The following is a 16,591-nucleotide window of genomic DNA, read 5'->3' as shown; positions in this document are numbered from 1 at the left end:
ACTCGCCGCCCAGAAGCGCCGGAGGCCCTGCCCCGCCACTGGGCGGCGAGTCTGTTAACCGGCGCCGTCCGCCTCGACTCCGCTCGCTCCCGCCGCGGATATCCCCCGAAGTGGGGGCCCGCACTCTGGCAATCCGCTCTCGGGCGGGCGCCGAATGCCGTGTGTATCGGGAACGAGCCGAGGAACTCCGGGGGACTGCAACCGGGGGGTGAGTCGCAGGGGGCTGCGACGCAGGGAGGGAATCGGACGGGCCGGTCGGAGCGCGGGGGCGCACCGACCGGCCCCCATCTCGTTAAGGGGCCACGGGCATCCGCCCGACCGCGCGCTCGCGCGGGACGGTCGCAGCGTCGGCCGATCTCAGGGCGTCGCGCGCCCCGACATGAGGGCGTGCCGCGAGGCGGCGACGCGCTGCAGGAGCTCCGCCTCGTCGACGTGGGCGCCGATGCCGTCGCGACCGCCGAGGATGCGCTGGCGCGCGTGCGCGAGGCGCGTCGCGTCGCGGATGAACGCGCGCATGAGCCCCGGCACCCCGTGGCGCGCGGCCCACGCCTGCGCCGTGCGCCGCCCGGCGGGCGTGGCGAGCATCGCGACCTCCTGCGGGTGCAGCCAGCCGACCGCGGCGTACTCGCCGAGGCGCACGGCGGTGAGCCGCTGCTCCTGCCTGCGCAGCGCGATGACGATCGCAACGGCGATGAGGAACATCGGCACCTGCACGAGCAGGTAGTAGCCGTAGAAGTCGCCGACGAAGAACAGCGCGCCGTTCCAGAACGCGTGGAGCAGGATCGCCGGGATCGCCCCGACGACGAAGAGCCCGAGGCCCGCGAGCGCCCCCGCCCGGCGAGCGGCGAACCCGAGCGCGGCGCCGATGAAGGCCGTGAACATGACGTGCGCGAACGGCGACATGAGACCGCGGATGAAGAAGATCTCGATCGTGCCTCCGCTCAGAAGCCCGCCATCGGCGAGCTGCGTGCCGAAGTAGAGGATGTTCTCGGTGAACGCGAACCCGCCCGCGACGGTCGCCGCGTAGACGATGCCGTCGACGGGCCCGTCGAAGTGGCGGCGGACCGTCCAGAACAGGATGAGCACGCCGAGACCCTTGCCGAGCTCCTCGACGATCGGCGCCTGGATCGCGGCGCCGAAGAACTCGAACGCCTCGCTCGACCCGCCCGCCATCGCGACGACGTTGCGGATCTCGGCGTCGACGGCGAGCGCGATGAGCACGCTCATGCCCGCGCCCCACAGGAAGGCGAAGACGAGCGCGCCGCGCGGCTCGGGCTCCCATCGATCGATCCAGCGGATGCCCGCGAACACGATCGCGAGCGGCACGAGCGCCATGATCGCGCCGATCACGAGGCCCGCAGGGCCGAGACCGGCGAGGAGGTAGAGCCCGACGACGAGGGCGACCGCGCCGAGGACGACGAATCCGATGACGGCGAGGACGAGCATCCCCGCCGACCGGCGCCGCGGGGGCGTCGCGAACCCGGGCTGGGCCGGCGTGGACGATTCCGCGCGCACCTCCGGCGGCGCGCTCGCGGGCGCGGGTGCCGAGTCGGGCGCGAGCCCCGCGGTCGCCGACCAGTCGGGCGTGCTCGGCGCGGATGCGGGCGGGTGGAGGGGCTCGCTCATGTTCGCGAGCCTAGCGAGGCGATCGGGGCGCGGCGCCCTGATCGGGATGTCCGAATCCCGCTGGTGCGGGCATCCGCCCGGTGGCAGGGTGGGGGCGTGCCCCCTCTCGACCACGCCGTCTGCTACCGGGCCCTCGCCGCGCGCGATGCGCGCTTCGACGGCCAGTTCATCGCCGGCGTGCGCACGACGGGCATCTACTGCCGCCCCTCGTGCCCCGCGACGACGCCACGGCCGCACAACGTCGACTTCTTCCCGACCGCAGCGGCGGCGCACGAGGCGGGGCTGCGCGCGTGCAAGCGCTGCCAGCCCGACGCGGTGCCGGGCAACCCCGACTGGAATCGACGGGACGATCTCGCCGCCCGCGCGATGCGGCTGATCCTCGACGGGGTCGTCGAGCGCGAGGGCGTTCCGGGGCTCGCGTCGCGGCTCGGCTACTCGAGCCGGCACCTCGTGCGCGTGCTGCAGGGCGAGCTCGGCGCCGGGCCGCTCGCCCTCGCGCGCGCCCACCGGGCCGAGTCGGCGCGGGCCCTGCTCGCGGGCACCGACCTCCCGGTCGCCGACGTCGCGTTCGCGGCGGGGTTCGCGAGCCTGCGGCAGTTCAACGACACGATCCAGGAGGTCTACGGCCTCACGCCCACGGCTCTGCGCGGCCTCGCGCGGTCCGGGCGTCACGGCGTCCGCGCGACGCCCGGCGCGGCCGCCGCGGGCGGAGCGACCGCCGTGAGCGTGCGGCTCGCGGCGCGGGCGCCCTTCGACGGCGCCGGGCTCGTCCGCTACGTCGCCGACCACGCGATCTCGGGCGTCGAGGAGGTCGACGACGGGGCCGTCCGGCGCTGGATCCCCCTCCCCCACGGCCCCGCGCTCGTGAGGGTGCGCCTGGACGCCGAGCGCCCGGGCGTCGTCTGCTCGGCCGAGCTCGCCGCGATCGCCGACCTCGCTCCGCTCGTCGCGCGGATCCGCCGCTGGTTCGATCTCGACGCCGACGCGGCCGCGATCGACGAGGCCCTCGGGCGGGATGCCCTGCTCGGGCCGCTCGTCTCCGCGCAGCCGGGCATCCGCATCCCCGGAGCGGTCGACGCGGCCGAGACGCTCCTGCGGACGATCGTCGGGCAGCAGATCTCGCTGCCGGCCGCGCGCACCGTGCTCGGGCGCCTCGCGGCCGACCTCCATGCGCTCGCCGCGCACGAGCCGCGCGCCGGTCTGCGGGCCTTCCCGGACGCTGCCGCGATCGCCGAGCACGGGCATTCGGTGCTGCGCGGTCCCGCGCGGAGGGTGGCGACGATCATCGGCGTCGCCGAGGAGCTCGCGAGCGGGCGGCTCGCGATCGACGTCGGGATGCCGGCGGCCGAGCTGCGGGCGCGCCTCGAGGCGCTGCCGGGGATCGGTCCGTGGACGGCCGGATACGTGGCCATGCGCGTGCTGGGCGCCCCGGACATCCTGCTCGCGGACGACCTCGTGCTTCTGCGCTCGCTGCGCGCGGCCGGAGCCGCCGGGACGACGCGCGAGGCGCACGCGCTCGGCGAGCGCTGGGCGCCGTGGCGCAGCTACGCGACCCTGCACCTGTGGAGGAGCGCTCCCCCGGTGGCGACGGGAGCGCGGGAGGATGGAGCGCGCACCGCGCACCGACGGAGGGAGCGGGCATGACCGCGAACGAGCACGAGCCCCGGAACCACGAGCCCCGCAGCGGCGACGAGGAGCTCGTCGACCGCGAGCTGCTGGCCCGCGACATCGACCACGACGCCGAGCGCCCCGTCGACCTCGACGACGCCCTCGACGAGGCACTGCCGCCGCCGACGATCGACCCGGACGAGCGCGTCGAGGTCGAGCCCGACCCCGACGTCGCCCTGGACGACGAGCGCCCCGCCGTCTGAGCATGCCCTCGCGGCCGCTCGCGCAACCCCCTCCTCGCCCGCGATCGCCGTCGCTAGCGTGCCCCCATGGTCATGCACTACCGCGGCGCGCGCACGGAGGGCTCCTTCTGGCAGCGCCACAGCCTGTCGATCGTCCTCGCGGCGATCCTCGTCGTCCAGACGCTGGTCGCTGTCCTCGCCGGGCACCACGTCTGGGTCGGCGAGCAGGAGCACGCGGGCGCCCCGCTCGAGGCGAGCGAGTTCTGGATCTGGTTCTTCTGGGAGTACAACATCAGCATCGTCGCCGACACGTACGGCGTGATCCTCATCGTCCTGCTCTCCAAGCGGCTCGTCGAGAAGGGCAGCGCCGAGTCGAACTGACCGGCTGTCAACCCCGTGACGACCGGCGACGCCCCGGTCGTACCGTGGCCCCCGCGACCGCGCCGGCGGTCGACGAAGGGAGCGACATGAGCGCATCGACCACCGACCCGACGTCCCTCCACCGCAGCGAGGGCTTCCCCGAGCAGGAGCAGTCGCAGCCCGGTCTCACCGACGCGACGAGCCCGACGCCCGACCACGGCGAGGAGAGCTACCGCGGCGCCGACCGCCTGCGCGACCGCCGCGCGCTCATCACCGGCGCCGACAGCGGCATCGGCCGCGCCGTCGCGATCGCCGTCGCGCCCGGGCCGATCTGGACGCCGCTCATCCCCGCGACGAGCTGGCCGGAGACGCTACCCGACTTCGGGCAGGACACCCCGCTGGGTCGCGCGGGGCAGCCCGCCGAGGTCGCCCCCGCCTCCGTGTACCTCGCGAGCGACACCGCGAGCGACGTCTCGGGCGCGGTGCTGCCCGTGACCGGCGGGAAGAGCCTCTGATGGCGCCCGCGCGGACGGGCGCGGCGGAGGAGCGGCCGTGCGCGACGGAGCTCGGACTCACCGGGTGCTCGAGGCTGCGCAAGAGCGAGCTCATCGCGCTGCTCAGGGACCACTGACGCCGAGAGCGCCGGCCCCGTGGCGACCACGGGGCCGGCGTCGGCTCGCGGTCAGTCCTCGACCGGCACCATCGGCAGGGCGATCGCGCCCGTCATCGGCACCGAGCCCGAGAGCCGCTCCGGCGAGAGCACGCGCTCGACGTCCTCCGCCGACATGAGGCCGCGCTCGACGACGATCTGCCGGATCGACAGGGGCGAGTTGAGCGCCTCGTAGGCGAGCTTCGCCGAGGCCTGGTAGCCGATGTACGGCGTGAGGGCGGTGACGACGCCGACGCTCAGGTCGACCATCTCGCTCAGCCGCTCGACGTTCGCGGTGATGCCGTCGACGCAGTTTAGGCGGAGCGTCCGGCACGCGTTCGTCATCCACGCGAGCGACTGCATGATGCTCGTGGCGATGACCGGCTCGAAGGCGTTGAGCTGCAGCTGCCCCGCCTCGGCCGCCGCCGTGACGGTCGCATCCGCGCCGATGATCGAGAACGCGACCTGGTTCACGACCTCGGGGATCACCGGGTTGACCTTGCCCGGCATGATCGACGAGCCCGCCTGGCGCGGCGGCAGGTTGATCTCGCCGAAGCCCGCCTGCGGCCCGCTGGAGAGCAGGCGGAGGTCGTTGCAGATCTTCGAGAGCTTCACGGCGGCGCGCTTGAGCGTACCGGAGAGGGTCATGAAGATGCCCGCGTCGCTCGTCGCCTCGATGAGGTCGGGGGCGGTCACCATGGCGTAGCCGGAGACCTCGCTCAGGTGCCGGCGCACGCTCTCGGCGTACCGCGGGTCGGCGGTGATGCCCGTGCCGATCGCCGTCGCGCCGAGGTTGATCTCGTTGAGCCACGGGATCACCTCGGAGAGCCGGTCGTGGTCCTCCCGCATCGTCGTGGCGAAGCCGCGGAACTCCTGGCCGAGCGTCATCGGCACGGCGTCCTGCAGCTGCGTGCGACCGACCTTGAGGACGTGCGCGAACTCGCGCCCCTTGCTCGCGAACGACTCGCTGAGCAGCTCGTGCTCCTCCAGCAGCGTGCGCAGGCTCAGCACCATCGCGAGCTTGATCGCGGTGGGGTACACGTCGTTCGTCGACTGGCTGCGGTTGACGTCGTCGATCGGGTGCAGGTGCTCGTACTCGCCCTTGGCGTGGCCGAGCAGCTCGAGGCCGCGATTGGCGATGATCTCGTTGACCGACATGTTCGTGCTCGTGCCCGCGCCGCCCTGCAGCACGCCGAGCACGAACTGGTCGTGGTGGTGGCCCTCGATGATCTCCTGGCAGGCGCGGTCGATGACCTCGGCCTTCTCGGTGTCGAGCACGCCGATCTCGGCGTTCGCGCGCGCCGCCGCCTGCTTGACGAACGCGAGGGCGATGACGAGATTCGGGTGATTGGAGAGCGCCCGACGCGTGATCGGGAAGTTCTCCAGCGCGCGAGCGGTGTGGATGCCCCAGTAGGCGTCGGCCGGGATGGGCATCGAGCCGAGCGAGTCGTGCTCCATGCGCATCTCGCGCGGCGGGGCGCCCGCCTCCGCGAGACCGGGTCGATAGATCGGGACTCCGTCGTCACTCGTCGTGAAGCTGGGAGCAGGGCCGGTGGTGCGCACCATGAATGGATGCCTCTTCCTTGTGGGTCCGACAGCAGTGGCGGTGGCGGCTCGAGTCTATCGGTGAGGGCGCGGCTAGGCTGTCGCGGTGCACGACTCCTCCGCGCTCGATCGCGCCATCGCTCTCGCCGCCCGCAACGTCGCCGACGGCGGCGGTCCGTTCGGCGCGATCGTGGTCGCCCCGGACGGCCGCGAGTTCGCCGGGGTCAACCGCGTCACCCGCGACAACGACCCGACCGCCCACGCCGAGGTCGTCGCGATCCGCGTCGCCGCGCGCGAGCTCGGCACCTTCGACCTGAGCGGCTGCGTGCTCTACGCGAGCTGCGAGCCGTGCCCGCTGTGCCTGAGCGCCGCGCTCTGGGCGCGGCTGGACAGGGTGGTGTTCGCCGCCGACCGGCACGATGCCGCACGGGCGGGCTTCGACGACGCGGTGTTCTACGACCTCTTCGACACCCCCCGCGACGCGTGGCCCACGCCCGTCGAGCACGCGCCGTCGTCGGGCGCCTCAGCGCCGTTCGACGCCTGGCGCGAGAACACCGAGCGCGTCGAGTACTGAGCGCCCGATCCGGCCGATCGGCCTGCTCGCCGGTCGCCCGCTCAGCGCGCGGGGGCGATGCGCACCCGACGGGTGACGAGCCGGTCGGGCACGGGTGCGTGCGAGATCACGAGCACGGCGCGCTCCGGCCCCGCGGCCGCGCCCAGCAGCTCCTCCAGCAGCGCCTCCGAGCGCTCGGGGTCGACGTTCGCGGTCGGCTCGTCGAGCACGAGCACGGGCGCCGCGCTCAGCAGCGCGCGGGCGAGCGCGATGCGCTGCGCCTGACCGCCGGAGACGAGCCTGCCGCGCTCGCCGACCGTGGCGTCGAGACCGCCGCGCTCGGSGAGCCACTCCCCGAGCCCGACGCGCTCGAGCACGGCGACGAGCTCGTCGTCGGTCGCGGTGTCGCGCGCGAAGATCAGATTCTGGCGGATGCTCTCATCGAACAGGTGCGGCTGCTGCTCCAGCAGCACGACCCGGCGCCGCACCTCGTCGGGGTGCAGCTCGCGCACGTCGACGCCGCCGAGCTCGTAGCGCCCGGAGTGCTCGAGGAACCGCACGAGCACGTGCGCGAGCGTCGTCTTGCCCGCCCCGCTCGGCCCCTGCAGGACGACCCGGTCGCCGGGGTGCAGCTCGAGGTCGAGGGGAGCGAGCGCGGGGCGGGCATCCCCCGGCCAGTGCGCCGCGACGCCCGTGAGCCGCACCGATGATGCTCCTGCGGGCAGAGCGCGCGGATTCTCGGGCGCGAGCGGGATCTCGTCGGGGACGTGCTCGGGCACGACGGTCGCGACGCGCTCGGCGCTCGCCCGCACGCGCCACCACGCCCCGACCGCCGACGGGAGGGCGCCCACGACCTCGATCACGGCGAGCGGCAGCAGGACGAGCATGGCCAGCTGCGGGCCGGTGAGCGCTCCGTTCGCGAGCTCGGGCTGCACCGCGAGGAGCGTGGCGATGAGCATCGACCCCCCGCCGAGCGTCAGGAGCGCGACGACCGCGCCCGCCGCGGCGGACTGCCGGGACTGGGCGCGGCGCAGCCGGTCGTCGAGGGCGAGGAGCGCGGCGCGTCGCGGCGCGTCGGCGCCGAACGCGCGCAGGGTCTCCCAGCGGGCGACGTACTCGAGCACGGCGTCGGCGAGGTCGGCGCGGAGCGGGGCGATGCGACGCTCGGCCCCGCGGCTGAGCGCCGCGAGCACGGCGGTCGCGGCGAGGGCCGTGGCCGCGAGCCCGAGCGCGAGCACGAGCGCGGCGACGGGCGAGACCCAGGCCACGCCGACGACGGCGAGCCCCGCGACGACCCCGGCGCTCACGAGCGGCTGCACCACCCGCAGCGGGAGGTCCTGCAGGGCGTCGACGTCCTGCACGAGCGTCGTGAGCACGTCTCCCGAGCGCGCGGCGCGCAGCCCGTCGGGCGCGACCGGCACGAGGCGCCGGAAGACACTCACGCGCAGCCCCGCGAGCGCGCGCAGGGCGGCGTCGTGCCCGACGACGCGCTCGAGGTAGCGCAGTGCGGCACGGCCGATCGCGAACGCGCGCACGCCCACGATCGCGAAGCCGAGGAAGAGGATCGGCGGCTGCTCGGCGGCGCGCGCGATGAGCCAGGCCGAGGTCGCGAGCAGGGCGACCGACGAGCCGGCCGCGAGGGCGCCGAGCGCGAGGGCCGGGGCGAGCGCCGCGAGCGGCGGCTGCGCGGCCCGCAGCACCGGGCGGATGCCGATGCGGGTCATCGCGCGATCACCTCCGGGGCGCGGGCGTCGCGTCCCCAGCGCTCCGACCCCGCGGCGATCGCGGCGAGGTCGAGCACCTCGTCGGCGGCCGCGACCACTGCGGGTCGGTGCGTGACGACGACCACGAGGCGCCCCTCGTCGGCGAGCGAGCGCAGCCCCGCGACGACGCGCCCCTCCGCCTCCGCGTCGAGCGCCGAGGTCGGCTCGTCGAGCACGATCGTGTCGAGGTCGCGCTCGAGGGCCCGGTAGGCGGCGCGCGCGATCGCCGCGCGCTGCGCCTGCCCGCCCGACAGCCCCTGACCGGCCGGGCCGAGGACGGTCGTGAGCGGGACGTCGAGCGCACCGGCGAGCGCGAGCGCGCGAGCCACGAGCGCGGGGTCCGGATGCTCCGAGCCGAGCGCCACGACCTCCTCCAGCGACCCCGCCGTGAGCTCCGGGCTCTGCCCGGCCCAGGCGATGCGCGCGAGGCGCTCCTCGGCCGGGACCTCGCGGCCCGCGAGGACGATGCGCCCCTCGGCGGGGACGAGGCCGAGGAGGGCGGCGACGAGCGACGACTTGCCGGCGCCGCTCGGGCCCGTGATCGCGACGAGGGTTCCGCGCCGCCAGGCGGCGTCGAGGCCCGAGACGACCGCGCGGCCGCCGCGGGCGACGCCCACGCCCTCGAGGGCGAGGGCGACGTCGTGCGTCTCGCCGTCGCGGGGCGTCGCGGAGGCGAGCGGCGCGGTCGGGGCGGGCGGGGCATCCGCGCCGCCCTCTCGGCCGTCGCCCTCGATGAGATCGAGCACGTCGTCGGAGGCGGCGATGCCGTCGGCCGCCGCGTGGAAGCGCGCGCCGACGAGACGCAGCGGCAGGTACGCCTCAGGGGTCAGGATGAGCACGAAGAGCCCCAGCGCGAACGGGATCGCCCCGTCGATGAGGCGCACGCCCACCGACACCGCGACGACCGCGACCGACAGGCTCGCGGCGAGCTCGAGCGCGAAGCTCGACAGGAACGACACCCGCAGGACCCTCATGGTGCGCGCGCGGTAGGCGTCGGTCACGGCCGCGATGCGCGCCGTCTGCCGGTGCTGGCGCCCGAAGATCGTCAGGGTCGACAGCCCCCGCACGACCTCGAGGAAGCCCGTCGAGAGCGACTGCAGGGCCTCCCACTGCGAGCGCTGCATCGCCTGGGTCGCCCAGCCGATGAGCACCATGAACACCGGGATGAGCGGGAGCGTCAGCATGACCGCGATGCCCGTCGCGGGGTCGGCGAGCAGGAGCACTCCCACGACGATCGGCGTCGCGACCACCGTCAGGATCAGCTGCGGCAGATACAGCCCCACGTAGCCGTCCATCGCGTCGAGGCCCGGGCCGATGATCGTCGCGAGAGACCCGCTCGACCGCCGGCCGAGCTGCGCCGAGCCGCCGCGGTCGATCGCGGCGATCGCGCGCTCGCGCAGCTGGCTCTTCACCCGCGCGGCCCCGCGGGCGGCGAGCGCGTCGAGCGCGGCCTGGGTGAGCGCCCGGGCGACGACGGATGCGGCGGTCGCCGCCACGAGCATCCCCATCGAATCGAGGGGCGCGCCCTCGATCACGGCCGCGATGCTGCTCGCGGCGGACCAGCAGAACGCGACGATGCTCGCGACGTGCGCGGCGCCGACGACCGCGCCGAGCGCGAGGAGCGCTCGCGCGGCCGAGGCCGTGCGCAGCAGGCGCGGGTCGAGGGGCTTCAGTGCGCCGCCCCCACCGGGATGGAGGCGCGCGTGACGCGCTTGCGGAAGACCCAGTACGTCCAGCCCTGGTAGAGCAGCACGAGCGGGATCATGAACACCGCGACCCAGGTCATGACCTGCAGCGTGTACTCGGTGCTCGAGGCGTTCTCGATCGTGAGGCTGTAGGCCGGGTCGATCGTCGAGGGCATGACGTTCGGGAACATCGCAGCGAGGATCGTCGCGACCGCGAGGAGCGTCGTCGCGGCCGAGAGCCCGAAGGCCCAGCCCTCTCGGCCCGCGCGGTTGGCGAGCGTCGCGCCGATGAGGGCGACGGCCGCGCCTGCGGCGAGCGCCGCGATGAGCGGGGCGTGCGCGACGTCGAGGTGCGCCAGGACGGTCCAGGTCAGGAAGGCGGCCGCGACGACGATCGTCGCGATGCCCGCGCGCGAGGCGAGGGCACGGGCGCGCTCGCGCAGCTCGCCGTCGGTCTTGAGGGCGACGAACTGGACGCCGTGCGTGAAGAACAGCAGCAGCGTCGTGAGCCCGCCGAGGAGCCCGTACGGGTTCAGGAGCGTGAGCAGCGTGCCGGTGAAGTTGCCGTCGGCGTCGATCGGGGTGCCCTGGACGATGTTGGCGAAGGCGACGCCCCACAGGAGGGCCGGAACCGCCGACCCGATCACGATCATCCGATCGAACGCCGCCGACCACTCGGGGCTGCGGCCCTGGTGCCGGTACTCGAACGAGACGCCGCGGAGGATGAGCGCGACGAGGATCAGCAGGAGCGCGAGGTAGAAGCCGCTGAAGAGCGTCGCGTACCAGTACGGGAATGCTGCGAAGAGCGAGGCGCCCGCGACGATGAGCCAGGTCTCGTTGAGATCCCAGACGGGGCCGATCGTGTTGATGATCTGGCGACGGTCGGTGTCGTCCTTGCCGAGGAAGGGCAGCGACATGCCGACGCCGAAGTCGAAGCCGTCGAGCACGAAGTAGCCGATGAAGAAGAACCCGACGATGAGGAACCAGAGGGTGGCGAGATCCATGGGGTCCTCCTAGTAGACCGTGGCGAGCTTCGAGCGGTCGATGTCGTCCGCGTCGGAGTGGTCCTCCCACTCCTTCGGGCCCTCGATCGCCGCTCGCCGGATGAGGCGGAACTCAACGACGGCGAGCGCGCCGTAGAGCACCGTGAAGACGACGAGCGAGATGAGCACCTCGAGTCCCGTGACGTTCGGCGAGACGCCGTCCTCCGTCTTCATGAGCCCGAACACGAGCCAGGGCTGGCGGCCCATCTCGGTGAAGATCCAGCCGACGAGACTCGCGATCATGGGCAGCGGGGCGGCCCAGATGGCGACCTTCCACGCCCAGCCGGCAGGCGTGCGGCCGCCGCGCGTGAGCCAGAGGCCGACGGCCGAGATGAGGGCGGCGAGCGAGCCGAGGCCGATCATCCAGCGGAAGGACCAGTACGTCACCCAGATGATGGGCGTGTAGTCACCGGGGCCGAACTGCTCGACGTACTGCGCCTGCAGGTCGTTGATGCCCTCGACCTCGCCCGTGAGGGTGTGCGTCGACAGGAGCGACAGCAGATAGGGCACGCGGATGGAGAAGACCTCGCTCGAGCCGTCGGGCGTGCCGAGCGAGAAGATCGAGAAGCTCGCAGGCCCCGCGGTCTCGTAGAGCGCCTCGGCCGCCGCCATCTTCATGGGCTGCGTCGCGACCATAACGAGGCTCAGCTGGTCTCCGCTCAGCGCGACGCCCGCGAATGCGACGAGGTTCGTGACGCCGCCGAACCTGAGCGCCGTGCGCATCGTCTCGTCGTACTGGCCGCGGGAGAGGTGGTACGCGGCGATCGCGACGACGACGACCGCGGCGAACATGATCGAGGCGAAGATCGTGTGCGGGAAGGACGCGAGCACGACCGGGTTCGTCAGCACCGCGACGATGTCGGTGAGCTCGGCGCGCCCGCGCTCCTCATTGATCGTGAAGCCGACGGGGTTCTGCATGAAGGCGTTCGCGGCGAGGATGAAGTACGCCGAGAGCATCGTCGAGATCGAGACGACCCAGATCGAGGCGAGGTGGAGCTTCGCCGGCAGCTTGTCCCAGCCGAAGATCCACAGGCCGATGAAGGTGGCCTCGAGGAAGAACGCGAGCAGGCCCTCCATCGCGAGCGGAGCGCCGAACACGTCGCCGACGAAGCGGGAGTAGTCGCTCCAGTTCATGCCGAACTGGAACTCCTGAACGATCCCCGTCACGACGCCCATGGCGAAGTTGATGAGGAAGATGCGGCCGAACAGGCGCGTCAGGTGCAGGTACTTCAGCTTCGCCGTGCGCACCCACGCCGTCTGCAGCAGCGCCACGAGGAACGCCATGCCGATCGTGAGGGGGACGAAGAGGAAGTGGTAGAGGGTCGTGAGACCGAACTGCCAGCGGGCGAGGGCGAGCGGATCGAGCCAGTCGAGCACGGGAGACGGACCGCCTTGCGTGGGTGAGGGGTGGGGTTCCCTTCCACCCTAGGAATCGGGCTCCGGGGTCGGCAGGGGCCGAAGGTCCCGAATCCGGAGGCGGCGCCTCCGATCGGCGCCGACGCCCCCAGCGCGCGCGAGGCGGTCGTCGGTAGGCTCGCGCTCGTGAACGAGATCCTCGACGGCCTGCTCGACACCGTTCAGGGCGTCGACCCCGTCGTGCGGACCCTCCTCGCCGGGCTGTTCATCATGCTCGAGACGAGCGTGCTCATCGGCCTCGTCGTCCCCGGCGACACCGTCGTGCTCGTCGCCTCGACCGCCGTCGACTCGCCCGTCGAGTACTTCGCCCTCGCGATCACGTGCATCGCGGGCGCTCTCGCCGGCGGCTCGATCGGCTTCTGGATCGGCCGCACCATCGGCCCCTGGCTGCGCGCCTCGCGCGCCGGGCGGCTCATCGGCGAGAAGAACTGGGTGCGGGCGGAGAACTTCCTCGACCAGCGCGGCGGCATCGCCGTGTTCATCTCGCGCTTCCTGCCGGTGCTGCACTCGCTCACGCCGCTCACCGTCGGCATGAGCACGCTGCGCTACCGCACCTTCATCCTGTGGCTCGCGGCCGCCTCGACCATCTGGTCGTTCGCGTACGTCTCGGTCGGCTCGGCCGCCGCGGGCACCTACCGCGAGCTCGACGACACGCTCGGCGGGGCGGCGTACCTGTTCGTCGGCATCATCATCGCATTCCTCCTCCTGGTGTGGATCGTGAAGAAGCTCCTCGATCGGTACTCGTCGCGCTTCGCCGACCGTCCGGGCGATCACGACGCCCGTACGCGCGAGGACTGAGCCGGCGCGCTCCCGCCCGCCCCGGGCATCCCCCGAGTGCGACGACGGGGGCGGAGCGAGCGCTCCGCCCCCGTCGGGCGTGGGAAGCCGTGGCTACTAGCCGAGGAAGCCGTTCTCCTCGAGCCAGCCCTGGGCGATATCGGCGGCCGACAGCTGGTCGACCGTGCTCTGGACGTTGAGGGCGACCAGGCCCTCGGGGGTCAGCGCGGCGCTGACCTCGTTGATGACGTCGATCGCGTCCTGCGACAGGTCCGCGCTCGCGACCGGCACGACGTTCGAGGCCAGGAAGAGGCCCTCGGGGTCGGCGAGGGTCACGAGGTCGTTCTCGCCGATGCGCGGGTCGGCGCTGTAGACGTTGGCGATGTTGACGACGCCCTCGAGGAGCGACTCGACGGTCGTCTCACCGGTGGCCTGGAACTCCACCGTCACGCCGTAGACCGACTCGAGGCCCGCGGGGCCGTAGGGGCGCTCGGCGAGCTCGGGGTTGCCGCCGAGGATCAGGCCCTCCACGCCCGCGAGGTCGGCGATCGACTCGAGGCCGTTGGCCTCGGCGAATTCGGCCGTCACGTTGTAGCTGTCCTGGTCGGTCGCCGACGACTGGTCGAGCACCTGGAGGCCCTCGGGCAGGGCGCCCTGGAGCTCCGCGTAGACCTCGTCCTCCGCGGTCGCCTCGGTGTCGGGCACGTAGTACTGCAGGAGGTTGCCCGTGTACTCGGGGAACAGGTCGACCTCGCCCGCCTCGATGGCGGGGATGTACGCGTCGCGCTGGCCGATGTTGAAGTTGCGCTCGACCTCGAACCCGGCCTCCTCGAGGGCCTGGGCGTAGATCTCGGCGATGATCTCGTTCGAGTAGTAGGCCTGCGAGCCGATGACGATCGTCTCGCTCGAGCCGCCGGCATCCGGGTCGGTGCCGGGCTCCAGCGGATCACCCGACGCGCACCCTGCCAGGGCCAATGCCGCCCCGACCACGGTCGCGGTCATCGCGAACCGGCCCTTGTTCCTTGCTGTGAACATCACGATCTTCTTTCTCTCAGGTGGTGGCGGGGGTCTCCGCCGCCGCACGACGGCGAGGGGCCGCCGTGCGGAGCTCAGGGGCGCGGCGCGCGCGCACGCCGCGTGGCACCGCATAGCGCTCGAGCACCGCGAACAGCGCGTCGAGCAGGAGGGCGAGGGCGATGATGAGCATCGCCGCGCCGAGCATGCGGTCGTAGTCGCGCAGGGCGATGCCCTCCACGATCGGCAGCCCGAGGCCGCCGAGGTTGACGAAGGCGGCGAGCACGGCCGTCGCGACGACCTGCAGAGTGCCGCTGCGCAGCCCGCCCATCAGCAGCGGCAGGCCGAGCGGCACCTCGACGCGCCACAGGATCTGCCACTCGGTCATTCCCATCGAGCGCGCGGCGTCGATGACGCGGCGATCGATGACCTCGAGGCCGGCGTAGGCGCCCGCGAGGATCGGCGGGATCGCGAGGAGGACGAGGACGAGGACCGTCGACGGCCCGCGCAGCAGCACGCCCGCGAGCATGACGAACAGGAAGAGGAGGCCGAACGAGGGCAGGGCGCGCGCGGCGCCCGAGATGCCGACCGCGATCTCGCGGCCCCTGCCCGTGTGCCCGATGAGCCAGCCGAGCGGGATCGCGATGATCGACGCGGCGAGCACCGCGAGCACCGTGTAGAACAGGTGCTCGCCGATGCGGACGGGGATCGACGTCGACCCCTGCCAGTTGGTCGGGTCGCCGATCCACGCGAGCGCGTCCAGGAAGAGGTTCACGATGCCCCCTTCACGCGCGTCCACGGCATGAGCCACGCGCCGACGAGCGCGAGGATGCGGTCGAACAGGAGCGCGATCACGACGGTCGCGACCACGCCCGCGAGCACCGACTCGAGGATGCCGCGCTGGTAGCCGTTCGTGAACAGGTAGCCGAGGCTGTCGACGCCGACGATGACCCCGACCGTGAGCAGGCTCACCGTGCTGACGGCGACGACGCGGAGGCCCGCGAGGAGGACAGGCCCGGCGAGGGGGAAGTCGACGGCCCAGAAGCGCCGCCAGGAGGAGTACCCCATCGCCGTGGCGGCCTGCTGGATGTCGCGATCGACGCTCGCGAGGGCATCCGCCGTCGATCGGGCCATGATCGCGACCGCGTAGATGGTGAGCGCGATAAGCACGTTGGCCTCACCGATGAACGGCAGACCGAGCAGCGGAGGGAGGATGACGAAGAGCGCGAGCGACGGGATCGTGTAGAGGAGCCCCACGAGCGTCAGGATGAGCCCGCGCGTGAGCTGGTAGCGGTGCGCGACCCAGCCGAGCGGCAGCGCGATGATGAAGCCGAGCACGATCGGCAGGATGCTCAGCCGGACGTGCTCGATCGACAGCTCGAGGATCTGCTCGATGTTCGCGAGAATCCAGGTCACGACGGGCCCGCCTCCACGAGCCGGCCCGCGACCGTGCCGTCGGCGTCGACGAGCACGCGCGCGCCGTCGATCTCGCGGATGCTCAGCGCGCGCTTGCCACGATCGGCGCCGACGAAGCTCGCGACGAAGTCGCTCGCGGGGTTCGCGAGGATCTCCTCCGGGGTGCCCTTCTGCGCGATCCGGGCGCCCTTCTCGAGGATGACGACCTGGTCGCCGAGCAGGAACGCCTCGTCGATGTCGTGCGTGACGAACACGACCGTCTTGCCCAGCTCGCGCTGCAGGCGCAGGAGCTCCTGCTGCAGCTCGGCGCGCACGATCGGGTCGACGGCGCCGAAGGGCTCGTCCATGAGCAGGATGTTGGGGTCGACCGCGAGACCGCGCGCGACGCCGACGCGCTGCTGCTGGCCGCCGGAGAGCTGCGAGGGGTAGCGTTCGGCCATCGAGCGGTCGAGGCCGACGGTGTCCATGAGCTGCAGCGCGCGCTCGTGCGCGTCCTTCCTCGGCACCCCGTTGAGGCGCGGCACGGTCGCGATGTTGTCGATCACGGTGCGGTGCGGCAGAAGCCCCGAGTTCTGCATGACGTAGCCGATGCGGCGGCGCAGCCTCACGGGGTCGATGGTCGAGACGTTCTCGCCGTCGATCTCGAGGTCGCCGCTCGACGCGTCGACCATGCGGTTGATCATGCGCAGCAGGGTGGTCTTGCCGCAGCCGCTCGACCCGACGAACACGGTCGTGCGGTGCGAGGGGATGACGAGGCTGAAGTCGTCGACGGCGGTCGTGCCGCCGGGGAAGGTCTTGGAGATGGAGCGGAACTCGATCACGGAACGCGTCTCCTCGATGTCGATCGCCGCCGAGGGATCACTCAGCGCGCTCCCAGTCAAACAGCCGCCGCCC

The 16,591-nt window shown here is 72.8% G+C and carries 17 protein-coding genes; 7 read left to right on the top strand and 10 right to left on the bottom strand.

Annotated elements, in window-relative coordinates; translation table 11 throughout:
- Window positions 1-357: 357 nt before the first annotated feature.
- Complete coding sequence (locus tag ASC54_RS07325) at window positions 358-1,626, bottom strand: PrsW family intramembrane metalloprotease (protein ID WP_055897702.1); 1,269 nt, start codon at window positions 1,624-1,626, stop codon at window positions 358-360.
- A gap of 96 nt (window positions 1,627-1,722) precedes the next feature.
- On the opposite strand from ASC54_RS07325, the gene ASC54_RS07320 reads away from it, so the two are divergent.
- The 5 genes from ASC54_RS07320 to ASC54_RS13160 all read left to right on the top strand — a co-directional run bounded on the left by ASC54_RS07320 (window position 1,723) and on the right by ASC54_RS13160 (window position 4,467).
- Window positions 1,723-3,270: an AlkA N-terminal domain-containing protein gene (locus ASC54_RS07320; protein WP_055897699.1), complete on the top strand. Its 1,548-nt coding sequence runs from the start codon at window positions 1,723-1,725 to the stop codon at window positions 3,268-3,270.
- Complete coding sequence (locus ASC54_RS07315) at window positions 3,267-3,497, top strand: hypothetical protein (RefSeq protein WP_055855763.1); 231 nt, start codon at window positions 3,267-3,269, stop codon at window positions 3,495-3,497. The genes ASC54_RS07320 and ASC54_RS07315 overlap by 4 nt, the downstream gene beginning before the upstream one ends.
- Before the next feature lie 66 nt (window positions 3,498-3,563).
- On the top strand, window positions 3,564-3,857 hold the full coding sequence (locus ASC54_RS07310; RefSeq protein WP_055855766.1) for a hypothetical protein: 294 nt from the start codon (window positions 3,564-3,566) through the stop codon (window positions 3,855-3,857).
- A gap of 86 nt (window positions 3,858-3,943) precedes the next feature.
- Entirely contained in the window at window positions 3,944-4,351 is a 408-nt protein-coding gene (locus ASC54_RS07305) for an SDR family oxidoreductase (RefSeq protein ID WP_082514968.1), read from the top strand.
- Entirely contained in the window at window positions 4,351-4,467 is a 117-nt protein-coding gene (locus ASC54_RS13160) for a Rho termination factor N-terminal domain-containing protein (RefSeq protein WP_235451404.1), read from the top strand. Before ASC54_RS07305 ends, ASC54_RS13160 begins: the two co-directional genes overlap by 1 nt.
- A gap of 51 nt (window positions 4,468-4,518) precedes the next feature.
- Here the strand turns inward: ASC54_RS13160 and ASC54_RS07300 are convergent, their stop codons facing one another.
- Window positions 4,519-5,949, bottom strand: a complete 1,431-nt coding sequence (locus tag ASC54_RS07300) for an aspartate ammonia-lyase (RefSeq protein ID WP_055858935.1) — start codon at window positions 5,947-5,949, stop codon at window positions 4,519-4,521.
- 187 nt (window positions 5,950-6,136) lie between these two features.
- Between ASC54_RS07300 and ASC54_RS07295 the strand changes: the two genes are divergently transcribed.
- On the top strand, window positions 6,137-6,604 hold the full coding sequence (locus ASC54_RS07295; RefSeq protein ID WP_055855772.1) for a nucleoside deaminase: 468 nt from the start codon (window positions 6,137-6,139) through the stop codon (window positions 6,602-6,604).
- A gap of 41 nt (window positions 6,605-6,645) precedes the next feature.
- Here the strand turns inward: ASC54_RS07295 and cydC are convergent, their stop codons facing one another.
- Genes cydC through ASC54_RS07275 form a run of 4 tightly spaced genes read right to left on the bottom strand, consistent with a single transcriptional unit; the run spans window position 6,646 to window position 12,451 of the window.
- Entirely contained in the window at window positions 6,646-8,307 is a 1,662-nt protein-coding gene (gene cydC / locus ASC54_RS07290) for a thiol reductant ABC exporter subunit CydC (RefSeq protein ID WP_055897693.1), read from the bottom strand.
- Window positions 8,304-9,995 carry a thiol reductant ABC exporter subunit CydD gene (gene cydD, locus ASC54_RS07285; RefSeq protein ID WP_369813322.1) on the bottom strand — a complete coding sequence of 564 codons (1,692 nt, stop codon included), beginning with the start codon at window positions 9,993-9,995 and terminating at the stop codon, window positions 8,304-8,306. Before cydD ends, cydC begins: the two co-directional genes overlap by 4 nt.
- 20 nt (window positions 9,996-10,015) lie before the next feature.
- On the bottom strand, window positions 10,016-11,035 hold the full coding sequence (cydB, locus tag ASC54_RS07280; protein ID WP_055897690.1) for a cytochrome d ubiquinol oxidase subunit II: 1,020 nt from the start codon (window positions 11,033-11,035) through the stop codon (window positions 10,016-10,018).
- A 9-nt stretch (window positions 11,036-11,044) separates the two neighbouring features.
- Window positions 11,045-12,451: a cytochrome ubiquinol oxidase subunit I gene (locus ASC54_RS07275; protein WP_055897687.1), complete on the bottom strand. Its 1,407-nt coding sequence runs from the start codon at window positions 12,449-12,451 to the stop codon at window positions 11,045-11,047.
- Between the two features lie 165 nt (window positions 12,452-12,616).
- Between ASC54_RS07275 and ASC54_RS07270 the strand changes: the two genes are divergently transcribed.
- Window positions 12,617-13,288, top strand: a complete 672-nt coding sequence (locus ASC54_RS07270) for a DedA family protein (RefSeq protein ID WP_055855783.1) — start codon at window positions 12,617-12,619, stop codon at window positions 13,286-13,288.
- A gap of 96 nt (window positions 13,289-13,384) precedes the next feature.
- Here the strand turns inward: ASC54_RS07270 and ASC54_RS07265 are convergent, their stop codons facing one another.
- Genes ASC54_RS07265 through ASC54_RS07250 form a run of 4 tightly spaced genes read right to left on the bottom strand, consistent with a single transcriptional unit; the run spans window position 13,385 to window position 16,518 of the window.
- Window positions 13,385-14,302: an ABC transporter substrate-binding protein gene (locus ASC54_RS07265; protein ID WP_055855785.1), complete on the bottom strand. Its 918-nt coding sequence runs from the start codon at window positions 14,300-14,302 to the stop codon at window positions 13,385-13,387.
- A 16-nt stretch (window positions 14,303-14,318) separates the two neighbouring features.
- A complete protein-coding gene (locus ASC54_RS07260) occupies window positions 14,319-15,056 on the bottom strand; it encodes an ABC transporter permease (RefSeq protein WP_055855789.1) in 738 nt (245 codons plus the stop codon).
- A complete protein-coding gene (locus tag ASC54_RS07255) occupies window positions 15,053-15,697 on the bottom strand; it encodes an ABC transporter permease (RefSeq protein ID WP_055855792.1) in 645 nt (214 codons plus the stop codon). The genes ASC54_RS07260 and ASC54_RS07255 overlap by 4 nt, the downstream gene beginning before the upstream one ends.
- Complete coding sequence (locus tag ASC54_RS07250; protein WP_055855795.1) at window positions 15,694-16,518, bottom strand: ABC transporter ATP-binding protein; 825 nt, start codon at window positions 16,516-16,518, stop codon at window positions 15,694-15,696. The genes ASC54_RS07255 and ASC54_RS07250 overlap by 4 nt, the downstream gene beginning before the upstream one ends.
- Window positions 16,519-16,591: the final 73 nt, after the last annotated feature.

This window comes from Yonghaparkia sp. Root332 (assembly GCF_001425665.1).
Classification (GTDB): Bacteria; Actinomycetota; Actinomycetes; order Actinomycetales; family Microbacteriaceae; genus Microcella.
This window is presented reverse-complemented; position numbering and strand designations above follow the sequence as displayed.